Annotated in this window: 10 protein-coding genes; 7 read left to right on the plus strand and 3 right to left on the minus strand. The window is 70.4% G+C overall.

All coding sequences use genetic code 11. The annotated features are described in order from the left end of the window. Positions 1-14: 14 nt before the first annotated feature. Complete coding sequence (locus tag MCHT01_RS16840) at positions 15-977, plus strand: Bug family tripartite tricarboxylate transporter substrate binding protein (protein WP_067066638.1); 963 nt, start codon at positions 15-17, stop codon at positions 975-977. A 37-nt stretch (positions 978-1,014) separates the two neighbouring features. Here MCHT01_RS16840 and MCHT01_RS16845 read toward each other — a convergent pair whose 3' ends face one another. Next, a complete protein-coding gene (locus MCHT01_RS16845) occupies positions 1,015-1,488 on the minus strand; it encodes a hypothetical protein (RefSeq protein WP_067066640.1) in 474 nt (157 codons plus the stop codon). A gap of 118 nt (positions 1,489-1,606) precedes the next feature. Continuing rightward, positions 1,607-2,494, minus strand: a complete 888-nt coding sequence (locus MCHT01_RS16850; protein WP_067066641.1) for a LysR substrate-binding domain-containing protein — start codon at positions 2,492-2,494, stop codon at positions 1,607-1,609. A 250-nt stretch (positions 2,495-2,744) separates the two neighbouring features. Here MCHT01_RS16850 and MCHT01_RS16855 point away from each other — a divergent pair, with 250 nt between their 5' ends. The 4 genes from MCHT01_RS16855 (at position 2,745) to MCHT01_RS16870 (ending at position 8,095) form a co-directional block, all read left to right on the plus strand. Then, complete coding sequence (locus tag MCHT01_RS16855; protein ID WP_084452828.1) at positions 2,745-3,794, plus strand: putative 2-aminoethylphosphonate ABC transporter substrate-binding protein; 1,050 nt, start codon at positions 2,745-2,747, stop codon at positions 3,792-3,794. Between the two features lie 18 nt (positions 3,795-3,812). Beyond that, on the plus strand, positions 3,813-4,871 hold the full coding sequence (locus MCHT01_RS16860) for an ABC transporter ATP-binding protein (RefSeq protein ID WP_067066643.1): 1,059 nt from the start codon (positions 3,813-3,815) through the stop codon (positions 4,869-4,871). Between the two features lie 2 nt (positions 4,872-4,873). Further along, positions 4,874-6,583 carry a putative 2-aminoethylphosphonate ABC transporter permease subunit gene (locus tag MCHT01_RS16865; protein WP_439956173.1) on the plus strand — a complete coding sequence of 570 codons (1,710 nt, stop codon included), beginning with the start codon at positions 4,874-4,876 and terminating at the stop codon, positions 6,581-6,583. 399 nt (positions 6,584-6,982) lie between these two features. Further along, positions 6,983-8,095, plus strand: a complete 1,113-nt coding sequence (locus MCHT01_RS16870; RefSeq protein ID WP_067066652.1) for a TIGR03364 family FAD-dependent oxidoreductase — start codon at positions 6,983-6,985, stop codon at positions 8,093-8,095. 45 nt (positions 8,096-8,140) lie between these two features. Here the strand turns inward: MCHT01_RS16870 and MCHT01_RS16875 are convergent, their stop codons facing one another. Beyond that, on the minus strand, positions 8,141-10,045 hold the full coding sequence (locus MCHT01_RS16875; RefSeq protein ID WP_067066654.1) for a glucokinase: 1,905 nt from the start codon (positions 10,043-10,045) through the stop codon (positions 8,141-8,143). A gap of 457 nt (positions 10,046-10,502) precedes the next feature. On the opposite strand from MCHT01_RS16875, the gene glk reads away from it, so the two are divergent. Then, positions 10,503-11,537, plus strand: coding sequence for a glucokinase (gene glk, locus MCHT01_RS16880; protein WP_245643367.1), 1,035 nt, complete (start codon positions 10,503-10,505; stop codon positions 11,535-11,537). Between the two features lie 250 nt (positions 11,538-11,787). Continuing rightward, positions 11,788-14,595 (plus strand): TonB-dependent receptor, encoded by a 2,808-nt coding sequence (locus tag MCHT01_RS16885; RefSeq protein ID WP_084452830.1) that lies wholly within the window; start codon positions 11,788-11,790, stop codon positions 14,593-14,595. The last annotated feature ends 118 nt before the right edge of the window (positions 14,596-14,713 follow it).

The raw sequence follows: 14,713 nt of genomic DNA on the forward strand, positions 1-14,713 counted from the left end.
TCACAGGAGACAAGATGATTCGCAGAACCCTGATCGCCGCGCTGGCGACGGCCACGGTGTCGGCCTCGGCGCTGGCCCAAGGCTATCCCGACCACCCCGTGCGGCTGATCGTGCCCTACGCCCCCGGCGGCAGCGCCGACATCGTCGCGCGGCTGATCTCGGACGAATGGGGCAAGGCGCTCGGCAAGCCGCTGGTCGTCGAGAACAAGGCGGGCGCCGGCGGCAACCTCGGGGTCGCCGAAGTGGCCAAGGCCGCGGGTGACGGCTACACCGTCGGCCTGCAGACCGTGTCGCTGGCGATCAATCCGGCGCTCACGCCCAGGATGCCCTACGACACGCTGAAGGACCTGGCGCCCGTCGGCATGGTCGCCAGCTCCCAGCACGTGCTGGTCGTCAACGAGAACGTGCCGGCCAAGACGGTCAAGGACCTGGTGGCGCTGGCCAAGCGCCAGCCGGGCAAGCTCTCCTACGCGTCGGCGGGCACGGGCAGCACCTTCCACATGGCGGCCGAGCTCTTCAAGGCCGTCGCCGGCGTCAGCATCGTCCATATCCCGTATCGCGGCGGCGGTCCCGCGCTGAGCGACACCATCGGCGGGCAGACCGAGATGGCCTTCCCCGTGCTGTCGGCGGCGCAAGGGCATGTGCAGTCGGGCCGGCTCCGCGCGCTGGGCGTCACCGGACCCAGGCGCTCGCCGCTGATGCCCAACGTGCCGACCATCGCCGAGGCCGGCGTGCCGGGCTATTCATTCGAAACCTGGTTCATGGTCTTCGTGCCGTCCGGCACGCCCAAGCCCGTCGTCGACAAGCTGAACGCGACGCTCAACGCCGTGCTGGCGACGCCGACGGTCAAGGACCGCATGGCCAAGGAGGGCTTCGACGCGAGCCCGTCGACGCCGGCCGCGGCGCGGGCCCGGTTGGAGAAGGAGTTGCCGCAGTGGGCCAAGCTCGTGAAGGAGCGGGGCATCACGGCGGATTGAGCGGAGGCCGTGCGGCGGCCTGCCGCGACGACCGCGCTCAGCGTTCCTCGCTGGCGAGCAGCCCGATGGCCTGGGCGCGCTCGCCGACCTGACCGCGGGCGCGGTCCGAGCGATCCCACACGTCGTCGCTGAGGCCGCGCTCGACCACGCCCAGCGAGCCCAGCGCCTGCCGCAGCAGGTCATGCGTGGCGGCGATCAGCGCGCCGCAGTCGCAGGCGGCGGTCTCGCGCTCGCGATCCGCGGAGAGCCGCAGGATCGCGGTCGCGTCCTTCACGCAGCGCTGCGCGGTGGCCAGCGCGTCGCCGACCGTGAGGTCGTTGCGCAGACGGAGCGCGTCGGTGCCGACGCGGGGCCGGCCCGGGCCCTCCAGCGTCATGCCCCAGCCGCCCTGCAGCCGCAGCAGCGTCGCGTCGTCGCAGATGTCCAGCGGCCGCCGCTGTCGGACGGGCTCGTCGCGGTCGTCGCCGCTCCAGAGGTGATGCGGGGGATGGTCGCGGAAGTGCACGGACATAGGGGGCTCGTCGATCGAGTCGTGGTGGGACGATGGACGGGCGCGCCGCGAGGACCGGATGCGCCCGAATGACGGGCCGCATCCTCCCGCCACGGGGGCGGGGTGTCTCTGCGAAAAATCAAGCCGGTGGGGAGGGCGCACGTTCCGCGCCCTCGACCACGCACGCCAGCATCGCCTCGATCAGGCTCGCGCCCTTGCGCTCCTGGAGGCAGTAGAGGTACTCGCGCACCAGCGGCATGTCCTCCTCGAAGGGCAGGGCGATCAGCTCCGGATGCCGGCCCGTCTCGTGGGCCGCGAAGATGCTCACGCCCAGCCCGCGCACCACGGCTTCCCGCAACGCCTCGCGGCTGGCGATCTCCATCTGGTCCCGGGGCCTCACGCCGGCGCGCTCCAGCGCCTGCTCGCTCAGCGCGCGCGTCATCGACCCCCGTTCGCGCGCCAGCAGCGTCTCGCCCGCCAACGCCGCCAGGGGCACCGCGCCACGCCGCGCCAGCGCGTGACCGCGCGGCACCAGCAGCACCAGCGGATCGCTGCCCAGCGCCACCCGATGCAGCCGCGGATCGTCCTCCAGATGACTGGAGGTCGCGAGGTCCACCTGGTAGGCGAGCAGCGCGTCCACCATCTGCCGCGAGTTGCCCGCCGACACGCTCAAGGCCACCCGCGGATGCCGCGCGCGGAAGCGCTGCGCCAGGGTCAGCGTGTAGTAGGGCGCCGTCGCGCCCAGCCGCAGCGTCCCGCCTTGCAGCTCGGCCGAGTTCCTCAGCGCGAATTCGATGTCCAGCTCCTGCTGCAGCAGCGCGTCCACGCGGGGGAGCAGACGCCGGCCGGCGTCGCTCAGCGTCAGCCGGCCGCCGCCGCGGTGGAAGAGCTCCACCTCGTACTGCTCCTCCAGCGCCCGGACCTGCGTCGTGACCGTGGGCTGCGACAGGCCCAGCTGCTTGGCCGCGAGCGTGATGGACCCCAGCCGCGCCACCGCGAAGAAGGCCTTGAGCTGGTTCACCAGCATGCGCCGCTCCGTGAAGACGCCGTGAAGGCGTCGGAGACCGACGCCTCGAGGGGACCGCGAGGTGTCGGCATTGCCGCCACAACTCGGGGGCGTCCCAAATCCGCCAATGCCGGGTTTCGGGAAGTTGGGGCGTTTGACGCGCAGATGACATATGCCATTCCTACAGTGTCGTCCATCGATCGTGACAGCTCGTCGCCCCGTCGGCGGCCCCGCGATTCCGGCTTCCCCCATGACCCTCGATGGAGCGCCCATGCGTCTCAAGTCCCTCTCGACCGTCTTCCACCTCGCCGCCTTCGCGGCCCTGTCCGCGATCACCGCGCTGACCAGCCCCGAGGCCCATGCCCAGGGCAAGACCGAACTGCTGGTCTACAGCGCGCTCGAGGCCGACCAGATCAAGGCCTACAAGACCGCCTTCGAGCAGGACCACCCCGGCATCGAGCTCAAGTTCGTGCGCGAGTCCACCGGCATCGTCACCGCCCGCCTGCTGGCCGAGAAGGCCAACCCGCAGGCCGACGTGGTCTGGGGCCTGGCCGCCACCTCGCTGATGCTGCTGGACAAGGAGGGCATGCTCGCCCCCTATGCGCCCAAGGGCCTCGACCAGGTGCGTCCCAACATGCGCGACCCGCGCGCCCAGCCGACCTGGGTGGGCATGGACCTGTGGTCCTCGGCCGTGTGCTTCAACACCGTCGAGGCCGGCAAGCGCAACCTGCCCAAGCCCGGCTCCTGGAACGACCTGACCCAGCCGGTCTACAAGGGCCTGCTGACCATGCCGCATCCGGCGTCCAGCGGCACCGGCTACCTGATGGTCTCCGCCTGGCTGCAGATGATGGGCGAGGCCAAGGGCTGGGCCTTCATGGACGCGCTGCACCAGAACATCGGCGTCTATACCCACTCGGGCTCCAAGCCCTGCAAGCAGGCCGGCGCCGGCGAGTTCCCCATCGGTCTGTCCTTCGAGTACCGCGCCAACAAGACCAAGAAGGAGGGCGCGCCCATCGACATCGTCTTCCCGAAGGAAGGCCTGGGCTGGGACGTCGAGGCCACCGGCATCATGAAGACCACGAAGAAGCTGGAGGCCGCCAAGGCCCTGGCCGACTGGTCCGTGACCCGCAAGGCCAACGAGCTCTACGCCAAGAACTTCGCCGTGCTGGCGCTGCCGTCGGTGCAGGAACAGCTGGAGTTCGTCCCGTCCGACCTGGACAAGCTGCTGGCCAAGAACGACTTCACCTGGGCCGCCGCCAACCGCGACCGCATCCTGGCCGAGTGGTCGCGCCGCTACGAAGCCAAGGCCGAGAAGAAGTAAGCGAGCCGGCGGCGTCCCATGATCCATCTGCGTCAGATCACCAAGCGCTTCGGTCCGCAGACCGTGCTGCAGGGCATCGACCTCGACCTGCGGCCGGGTGAGTTCGTCTCGCTGCTCGGGCCCTCGGGCTGCGGCAAGACCACGCTGCTGCGCATCGTCTGCGGCATCGAGCAGGCCGACCTCGGCCAGGTGCTGATGCAGGGGCAGGACATCACGCGCTGGCCCGCCTCGCAGCGGCGCTTCGGCGTGGTGTTCCAGTCCTACGCGCTGTTCCCCAACATGACGGCGCTGCAGAACGTCGGCTACGGCCTGACCGAGCTGCCGCGGCGCGAGGCCACGGCCCGCGCCGAGGAGATGCTCGCCCTGGTCGGCCTGGCCGACCAGCAGCACAAATTCCCGGCGCAGCTCTCCGGCGGACAGCAGCAGCGCGTGGCCCTGGCCCGCGCGCTGGCGCCGCGACCGCGCCTGCTGCTGCTGGACGAGCCGCTGTCGGCGCTGGACGCCCAGGTGCGCCACGAGATGCGCACCGAGATCCGCGCGCTGCAGCAGCGGCTGGGCATCACCACGCTGATGGTGACGCACGACCAGGACGAGGCGCTGGCCATGTCCGACCGCGTGGTGCTGCTGGCCAAGGGCCAGATCGCGCAGCAGGGCGCGCCGCGCCAGCTCTACGAGCAGCCCGCCAGCGCGCTGGTGGCCGGCTTCGTCGGCCGCATGAACTGGCTGGACGGCCAGGTGGTGGCCGAGGGCCGCGTGCGCATCGGCACCGCGCTGCTGGACTGCGACACCAGCGCCTACAAGACCGGCAGCGTGGTCCGCCTGGGCGTCCGGCCCGAGTCGCTGCGGCTGCTGGACGGGGAGGGCGCGATGATCCGCGCCCGCATCGACGCGCTGCAGTTCCACGGCGCGGTGACCCAGGTGCTGATGCGCTGCGACGCGCTGGGCTCGGCGCTGCTGCTGGAGCTCCCGAGCGGGGAGGCCTCGGGCTTGACCGAGGGCGAGATGCGCGGCCTGCGTCTGCCGGCGCGCGCACTGCAGCTCTTCGACGCGCCGACCTCGATGCGGAGGGCCGCGTGAGTCTGGTGCTCGATCAGGCGCCGGCGCCCGCCGCGCCCTCGCGTCCGCGCCGCCATGCCGAGGCCTGGGCGTTGCGGGGCCTGCTGGCCGCCGCGCTGCTGACGCTGGTCGTGATCATCCTGCTGCCGCTGGTCTCGCTGCTGGCGCAGAGCGTGCTGGACGGGCAGGGCCGCTTCGTCGGCGCCGCGCACTTCAGCGCCTACTTCGCGACGGGCCGCTGGAGCGCGCTGGCCAACAGCGTGTCGCTGTCGGCCCTGTCCGCGGTGATCTGCGTCGCGCTGGCCTACGGCTACGCCTGGGCGCTGACGCACACCGCGCTGCCCGCCAAGGGCCTGTGGCGGGGGCTGGCGCTGCTGCCGCTGCTCGCGCCCTCGCTGCTCGCCGCCATCGGCCTGGTCTACGCCTTCGGCAACCAGGGCCTGCTCAAGGGCGCGATGCAGGCGATCGGCATCGAGAGCATCTATGGGCCAGCGGGCATCGTCGCCGGCTCGGTGCTGTGGACCTTCCCGCATGCGCTGCTCATCCTCGTCACCACGCTGTCGACCAGCGACGCTCGCCTCATCGAGGCCGCGCGCTGCCTGGGCGCCGACGGCTGGCGCGTGTTCCGCACGGTGACGCTGCCGGCCAGCCGCTACGGGCTGCTGATCTCGCTGGTGGTGGTGTTCGTGCTGGTGCTGACCGACTTCGGCGTCCCCAAGGTCGTCGGCGGTCAGACCGCGATGCTGGCCACCGACATCTACAAGGAGGTCGTCGGGCAGCAGCGGCTGGACCGGGGAGCGGTCGTCGCGCTGCTGCTGCTGATCCCGGCGCTGGGCGCCTTCGTGCTGGAGCAGCGCCTGCGCGCCCGCCAGCGCGCGGTGCTGAGCCTGCGCGCCGTGCCGCATCAGCCGCGGCCCCAGGCGGCGGTCGACCTGCCGGCGCTGCTGTACTGCGCGCTGGTGGCGACGGCGCTGGTCGGCGTCTTCGGCATCGCGGTGTACGCGTCCTTCGCGCAGTACTGGCCGTACCAGCTCACGCCGACGCTGTCGCACTACCAGTTCGACATGAGCGACGGCGGCGGATGGGCCAGCTACGGGAACTCGCTGCGCATGGCCGGGTGGACGGCGCTGGTGGGGACCGTGCTGAGCTTCCTGCTGGCCTGGCTGGTCGACAAGCCGCGTGACCTGCGCGCCGCGCGCGGGGTACTCAATGCGCTGGCGACGCTGCCGATGGCGGTGCCGGGTCTTGCGCTGGGCCTGGGCTACATCCTGTTCTTCAACGCGCCGTGGAATCCGCTGCGCGGCTGGTACGGCGGGCTGGGCATCCTGGTGCTGTGCACGGTGGCGCACTACTACTCGGTCGCGCACCTGACCCAGTTGGGCGCGCTGCGCCAGCTGGATCCGGAGTACGAGCGGGTGGCCGAGTCGCTGGGACTGCCGTTCTGGCGCCACCTGTGGCGGGTGCACCTGCCCATCGCGGTGCCGACGCTGGTGCAGGTGGCGGGCTACTTCTTCGTCAGCGCGCTGACGACGGTGTCGGCGGTGGTGTTCCTGTACTCGCCCGACACCACGCTGGCCGCGATCGCGGTGCTGGCCATGGATGACGCCGGGGACACGGCGCCGGCGGCGGCGATGGCCACGCTGCTCTTCGTGACGGCGGCGGCGGGGCGTGGCGTCATCGGGGTGATCGGGCATCTGCTGGTGCAGCGCACGCAGCGGTGGCGGGCGAGGTAGCCCGAAGACCCTCACCCCCACCCTCTCCCGCAAGCGGGAGAGGGAGCCATACGGGCTCGCTGACTTCGACGGCCCTCACCCCAAACCCCTCTCCCGCGCAGCGGGCGAGGGGCCACACGCCGCCAGTCATGTCTCAACAAGGCCAAGTCTTGCTTGTCATTTCCGCCACCCAGACACCCGCCCATGCCCGCTACCCAGACGCCCTCCATGTCTGACACCCAGACACCCGCCCATGTCCGCCACCCAGACGCCCTCCATGTCTGACACCCAGGTGCCCGACCATGTCCGCCACCCAGACGCCTGAGCACGGTCGGCTCCCTCTCCCGCTTGCGGGAGAGGGTGGGGGTGAGGGTCTTCGGGCTCCCCCTCCCCACTCATCCTCTCAATCCATTCCTTCCCATGACCCATGACCTCCTGGTGGTCGGTGCCGGCATCGTCGGCCTGGCCCATGCCTGGGCCGGCGCCAAGCGCGGCTGGCGCGTCGTCGTCGTCGAGCGCGACGCCGCCTGCATCGGCGCCTCCATCCGCAACTTCGGCTTCGTGACCGTGACCGGGCAGCAGCGCGGCGCGCATTGGCGCCGGGCGCGACGCTCGCGTGACCTGTGGGCCGAGCTCGCCCCGCGGGCCGGACTGCGCGTGGAGCACGCCGGCCTGCTGATGGCCGCGCGCTGCGTCGAGTCCGAAGCCCTGCTGGACGCCTTCCTCGCCACCGAGATGGGCGAGGGCTGCGAGCGTCTGAACGCCGCGCAGGCCGCGACTCGCCAGCCGGGACTGCGCGCGGAGGGCCTGCTCGGCGGGCTCTACAGCCCGCATGAACTGCGCGTGGAATCGCGCGAGGTGATTCCGCGCATCGCGGCCTGGCTCGCGGAGCATCACGGCGTGGAGTTCCACTTCGGCGAGTCGGTGCTCGAGGTCGAGGCGCCGCGGGTGCGCACCTCGCGGGCCACCTACCAGGCCGAGCGCGTCGCCGTCTGCTCCGGCGCGGAGCTGCACGGCCTCTTCGCCGGCCGGCTCGCGCCGCACGCGCTGTCGCTGTGCCAGCTGCAGATGCTGCGCGTGCGCCCGCCAGCGGGCTTCCGCCTGAACGCCGCGCTGATGGCCGACCTCAGCCTGGTCCGCTACGAGGGCTACGCCGCGCTGCCCGAGGCGCAGCCGCTGCTCAAGCGGCTCTCGGCCGAGCGCCACGACGCGCTCGCGCATGGCATCCACCTGATCGCGGTGCAGAGCGCCGACGGCACGCTGGTGGTCGGGGACTCGCACCACTACGGGCCGGTGCTGCCGCCGTTCGCGAGCGACGCCGTGGATCGGCTGATCCTGGAGGAGCTCAAGCGCCAGCTGCCGCTGGCCTCGATGGAGGTCGTCGAGCGCTGGACCGGCGTCTATCCGGTCAGCGCCGAGGTGCCCTGCCTGGTCGACGCGCCGGACGAGCGCACGCGGCTGGCCGTGGTCACCGGTGGCACCGGCGCCAGCACCGCGTTCGGGCTGGCGGAGGAAGTGCTGGCGGCCTGGTGATTCCCCCCGGGACGATGGGCCCGTGGCCCGTGGCCGCGGTCCTGCTCAGCGGCTGTGCGCGGTCAGCTTCGCCAGCGGCGAGGCCAGGCTGATGCCCGGCGCCGCGCGGCGCGCGCTGGGGCGGCCATCCTCGTCCCGCTCGTCGAGCTCGGGCTGCGTCGCGCGCAGCGCCGGCGCCTCCGGATCGCGGCGCATCGCCACGCCCACCGCCAGCATGTCGATGACCAGCAGGTGCAGGATGCGGCTGATCATGGGGAGGTGGGTGGCGACATCCTCGACGTGATCGACGATCAGCGCCGCGTCGGCCTTCTTGGCCAGGGGCGACTGGCTGGCCGTGATGGCCAGCACGTGCGCGCCGCGCTCGCGCGCCGTGTCGGCGACGGCGATCAGCTCGGGCAGCTTTCCGCTGCTGCTGATCAGCACGGCCACATCGCCCGCCTTGAGCGTCTGCGCCGCCAGCAGCTGCAGGCGGGGCTCGGTGTAGGCGTTGCAGGCCACGCCCAGGCGCAGGAACTTGAACTGCGCGTCCTGCGCCACCACGCCGTAATGGCCGATGGCGAAGAACTCGATGCGCGAGGCGCCCAGCAGCAGCTCGATGCTGCGGTCGATCATGTCGCGGTTGAGCTGGCTGCGGACCTGCAGGATGGCGGACGCGGTGTTGCCCAGCACCTTCTCGCCCAGCTCGACCATGGAGTCGTCCTGCGTCACCTGCGTGTGGCTGACGGGCACCGTGCCGGTCAGGCCCGAGGCCAGCCGCAGCTTGAAATCGGACAGGCCCTCGCAACCCAGCGAGCGGCAGAAGCGGATCACCGTCGGCTGGCTGACGCTGGCCGCCTTGGCGATCTCCGCGATCGGGTCGTTGAGCACCTTGCGCGAATGCGCCAGCACGTGATCCGCCACGCGCTGCTCGGCCGGCGACAGGCTGTCGCGCGCGCGCCGGATCTGGCCCACGATGGCGGACGAGCCGCCGCTGGCCTGCAGGCTGCGCAACTGCGCCTCCAGGATCGCGGACGCGCCCTTGAAGGTCGCGTGCTCGGCGGTGATGACGAAGGTCGGGATGGCGGCGACGTACTGCGAGAAGCGGCCCTTGTCCTCGAAACGCGCGCGGAAGCGCGAGCGGTCGAAGTACTCGCCCAGCCGCGGCACGATGCCGCCGCCGATGTAGATGCCGCCCAGCGCGCCCAGCGTCACCGCCAGGTTCGCGGCGGCCGTGCCCAGCAGCGTGCAGAACAGCTCCAGCGTCTCCTCGCAGACCGGGTCCGCGGCCTCGAGCGCGCGGGCGGTGATCTCGGGCGCGCTCAGCGCTTCGGACGGACGCTTCAGGTAGTCGGCCATCGCACGGTGCATCAGTTCCAGGCCGGGGCCGGAGAGCAGGCGCTCGAAGGAGACGTGCTCGTACTCGTTCCAGGCGAAGCGCAGCAGCGCGATCTCGCGCTCGTCGCGCGGCGCGAAGTTGGTGTGCCCGCCTTCCGAGCCCAGCGAGATCCAGCCCTCGCCGGCCGGGATCAGGCCCGACACGCCCAGGCCGGAGCCCGAGCCCAGCAGGCCGATCACGCTGTCGGGGCGGGCCTCGCCGCCGCCGACCTGGCGGATCTCGCTGCCGCGCAGCCGGGGCAGGGCCATGGCCAGCGCGGTGAAGTCGTTCACCACCACCAGCGTGTCCAGGCCGAGGCGCTGACGCGCTTCCTCGATCGAGAACTGCCAGTGGTAGTTGGTCATGCGCACCAGGTCGCCCTCGACCGGGTTGGCGATGGCGATCGCCGCGTGCGCCACGTGCAGATGGCGCGGGAGGCGGTCGATGTAGGAGCGCACGGCGGCGTGGAAGTCCGGATGCTCGGCGCAGCGCAGCAGCGCGATGTGCTCGAACTCCCCGGGGGCGGTCTCCAGGGCGAAGCGGGCGAAGGTGCCGCCGATGTCGGCGATCAGCCGGGGACTGTCGAAATCTCGCATGAATCAGGTCGGATGCGCCCGCGACGGCACCGGTTGGGGACCGGTTGGCGCCGGATCGAGACGGAGGCTCGACATCGGCGGGGCGGCCCTTCGGGGCCGGAGGCGATTATGGCCCGCCACCCCGGGGGCACCGAAAGGGTTCGCCCTAGCGATGCCCGGGGGCCGGTGGCGCGGGCCTGGCCCCGCGGGAAGGCATGCCGATTGCCGCCCTGGCTCGCCCCTTGGGGGTGTTTGGTTGTAGTGCGACTACAGCCGACTTGACGGCGACAAGGCGTCTGCGATGGAATGGAAATTCCATAGAAAACAATCATTTGCAGCCGATTGATGACGACGCCTCGATCCAGGTGTTGGCGATCGGATGGCGGGCAGGGAGACTGCCCTTGTGCGAATGATGTAGTTTTGCTACCTTGCGTGGATCCGCCGGATCGGCGGCCCTCAGAACCTCAGGACAAGAACAGTGCAAGCAGAACAGGGTGTGGCCGCGGGCCGGAACGAGACGACCGGACGCGCGCAGGACAGGGGCTACCCATGGCTGGTGGCCGACATCGGCGGCAGCAATGCCCGCTTCGCCTGGGTCGACGGCCCGGGCCAGCCGGTGCAGCACGTGCGCAAGCTGCCGGTGGCGCAGTACGAGTCCCTCAGCGCGGCCGCGCAGGCCTATCTGAAGGAACTGGCCGGGCTGGGGCTGGCGGCGCGTCCGCGCCGGGCCTCGCTGGCGCTGGCCACGGCCATCGACGGCGATCGCGTCGAGCTGACCAACAGCCACTGGACCTTCTCCCGTAGCCAGCTGCAGGCCGACCTGGGCCTGGACGAGCTGCGCCTGCTCAACGACTTCGAGGCGCTGGCGCTGTCGCTGCCGGGTCTGCGGCCCGACCAGGTCGCCGCCGTGCCGGGACCGGCGCGCAGCGCGCCGAGCGGCACGCTGGCGGTGATCGGCCCGGGCACCGGCCTGGGCGTGGGCGGCGTGGTCGAGACCTCCGGCGGCTGGGTCGCGTTGCCGGGCGAGGGCGGGCACATGACGCTGGCCCCGGCCAACGACTACGAGAGCGAACTGCTGTCCGTCGCGCGCCGCGAGTTCCCCCATGTCTCCGCCGAGCGCTTCCTGTCCGGCATCGGTCTGCCGACGCTGCATGCGGCCGTCGCGACGGTGGCGGGCCAGCCCGACGCGCCGCGCCTGACGGCCGAGCAGATCGTCGAGCGCGCCCTGGGCGGCGACGCGCTCTGCGGCAAGACCATGGACCAGTTCTGCGCCTTCCTGGGCGGCTTCGCCGGCAGCGTCGCGCTGACGCTGGGCGCGCGGGGCGGCGTCTACATCGGCGGCGGCATCGTGCCGCGCCTGGGCGCGCGCTTCTTCGCGTCCGAGTTCCGGGCCCGCTTCGAGGCCAAGGGACGTTTCGCCAGCTATCTGGCCGGCGTCCCGTGCGTGCTGATCACCGACACGCTGACCGCCTTGGACGGCGCGGCCTTCGCGCTGGAGCAGTCGGTGCGTTGACCTGTAGTCGAGCTACATTCCTCTGCTGAAAACGGCGGCCCTCGAGGCCGCCGTTTTGCTTTTCGTGTCGTGAAAATGGCTTGATCTATCGGTTTTTCGGTAGAAACCCTAGGTAACTCGCCGTCTTGATCCGTCGTTTTTGTACAAAACACCGGCTCATTTGTGTAGTTCCGGGTTTGCGAGGGCTTGGTTCGATATCTAGTTTTAGTACAGAATTCTTTCGCACCCCAAGAGCGACAGGAGACAAGAAATGAAGACCACGCCCGCTTCCCGTGAGCTGTTCCGTGTCCAGCCGGTGGCCGCCGGCTGCCTGGTGACCCTGGCCCTGATGGCCGGCGGCGCCCACGCGCAGCAAGCCCAGACCGAACCCGAGCGTCAGGCCGCCGAGAAGGCCGCCACCGACAAGACGCTGGAAACCGTCACCGTCACCGGCATCCGCCGTGGCATCGAGGCGGCGATCTCGGTCAAGAAGAATTCCGACTCCATCGTCGAGGCCATCTCGGCCGAGGACATCGGCAAGTTGCCCGACGTCTCGATCGCCGAATCGATCGCCCGCCTGCCGGGCCTGTCGGCCCAGCGCGTGGCCGGCCGTGCCCAGGTCATCTCGGTGCGCGGTCTGTCGCCCGACTTCGCCACCACGCTGCTCAACGGCCGCGAGCTGGTCTCCACCGGCGACAACCGCAGCGTCGAGTTCGACCAGTACCCGTCCGAGCTGCTCAGCGGCGTGACCATCTACAAGACGCCCGACGCGGGCCTGGTCGGCCAGGGCCTGTCCGGCACCATCGACCTGCTGACCGTGCGTCCGCTCAACTTCAGCAACCGCGTGGTGACGCTGAACGCGCGCGGCCAGCACAACTCGCTGGGCAAGGCCGCCGACTCCAGCGCCAACGGCAACCGCCTGAGCGCCAGCTACATCGACCAATTCGCCGACCGCACCATCGGGGTGTCGCTGGGCGTCGCGCACCAGGAGACCCCGGTGCAGGAAGACCAGGTCGGCCTGTACGAACCCTGGGCCGTGAACGCCCGGCCGGGCGTGCCCACCGGCACCTTCGTCTCCGACGGCATCAAGGCGCTGCGCCGCACCGGCAAGAGCACGCGCGACGCGGTGATGGGCACGGTCGAGTTCCGCCCGACCAAGAACTGGACCAGCGTCATCGACGGCTTCTGGACCAAGGCCAAGCAGGAAGACACGGCCAACCAGTTCGAGATGAACCTCCAGTACAACGGCAACTCGCCGTGCAGCCCCGCCTGCAACTGGACCTCGACGACGGTCAACGACAACCAGACCCAGACCGGCGGCACGATCACCAACGTGGTCCCGCTGATCCGCGGCATGTACAACAAGCGCGAGGACAAGATCGTCGCGACCGGTTGGAACAACAAGCTCAAGTTCGACAACGGCATCTCGGTGATGGCCGACGTCAACTACTCGCGCGCCACGCGCAACGAGCTGAACCTGGAGAACAACACCCAGCTGACCGCCTCGCAGAACCTGCTGGACACGGCCAAGCTGGCGTTCGCGAGCGGCGGCTTCTCGCAGATCACGCCGACGCTGGACTACTCCAACCCGGCCAACCTGTTCCTGCGCGGCACGGTCTACGGCTCGGGCTACGGCAAGGTGCCCAGCGTCAAGGACGAGCTGACCGGCTTCAAGCTGGTGACCAACATCCCGTCGCCGGCGATGACCTCGGCGCTGTTCTCGGACTTCGACATCGGCCTCAACTACGCCGACCGTTCCAAGAAGAAGCGCCAGCCCGAAGGCAACATCGACGTGGGCGCGCAGGGCGCGACCACCATCGCCTCGGACCTGCAGTACAGCCCGGTCAACCTGGGCTTCGCCGGCCTGGGCACGATCCCGGCGTGGAACGTGCCGGCGGCCGTCGCGCGCTACATGGTGTTCAACCCCAGCGACACGGCCAACTACCTGATCTCCAAGGCCTGGGATGTCGAGGAGAAGACCACCACGGCCTTCTTCAAGGGCAACATCGACACGACGACCTTCGGCATCCCGATGCGCGGCAACGTGGGCCTGCAGGTCGTCAGCGTCAAGCAGTCGTCCCACTCGAACTACTACGACGGCACCGCCCCGGCGGGCCAGCAGGTCAAGCCGATCGACGACGGCAAGACGGTCACCGACTTCCTGCCCAGCCTGAACCTGGCCTGGTCGCTGGGCAACGACCAGACCGTGCGCCTGGGCCTGGCCAAGCAGGTCGCGCGTCCGAAGGTGGACCAGCTGCGCTCGGCGCTGGACTTCGGCGTCGACAACGCCACCGGCAAGCCCGGCGCCAGCGGCGGCAACGCCAAGCTGGACCCGTGGCGCGCCAACGCGCTGGACCTGTCCTACGAGAAGTACTTCGGCAACAAGGCTTACGTCTCGGCGGCCGGCTACTACAAGGACCTGCGCAGCTACATCTACACGCAGTCCTTCGACAGCTACGACTTCTCGAAGTTCGTCGCCGGCTACGTCCCGCCCAAGACCTGCGGCGTCGGCGGCGCCTCGCAGTGCCCGCCGGTGCTGACCACCGGCACCTACTCCGCGCCGTACAACGGCTCGGGCGGCAAGCTGCAGGGTCTGGAGCTGACGGCCTCGCTGCCGCTGAACCTGATCACGCCGGCGCTGAACGGCTTCGGCATCATCGCCAGCGCCAGCTTCAACCACAGCAACATCTCGGTGAAGGATCCGGAAAGCGCGAGCAGCGTGGGCTCGGGCAACATCGCGCTGCCGGGTCTGTCCAAGCAGGTCTACAACCTGACCGCGTACTACGAGCGCGACGGTTTCGAGGCCCGCATCAGCCAGCGCAAGCGCTCGGACTTCATCGGCGAGATCGGCAACTTCAACGGCGCGCGCACGCTGCGCTACGTGGTGGGCGAGAGCATCGTCGACGCGCAGATCGGCTACAACTTCACCGAAGGCTCGCTGAAGGGGCTGGGTCTGCTGGCGCAGGTCAACAACCTGACCAACGAGGCCTATCGCACCTACGCGGTGACCAAGGACCGCCCGCTGGAGTACATCAAGTGGGGCCGCACCTTCCTGATCGGCGCGACCTACAAGTTCTGATGCGTTGAAGCGCTGACGCGCTGACGCGCTGACGCGCTGACGCGCTGACGCGCCGGGCCTTGGCGGCCGAGCGCCGCCGACCTGTCAACACAAAGCCCCGTCCGGCGAGAGCCGGCGG

It is taken from the genome of Mitsuaria chitosanitabida ATCC BAA-476 = NBRC 102408, from assembly GCF_001598255.1.
In the GTDB taxonomy this organism is placed as follows: Bacteria; Pseudomonadota; Gammaproteobacteria; order Burkholderiales; family Burkholderiaceae_C; genus Roseateles; species Roseateles chitosanitabidus.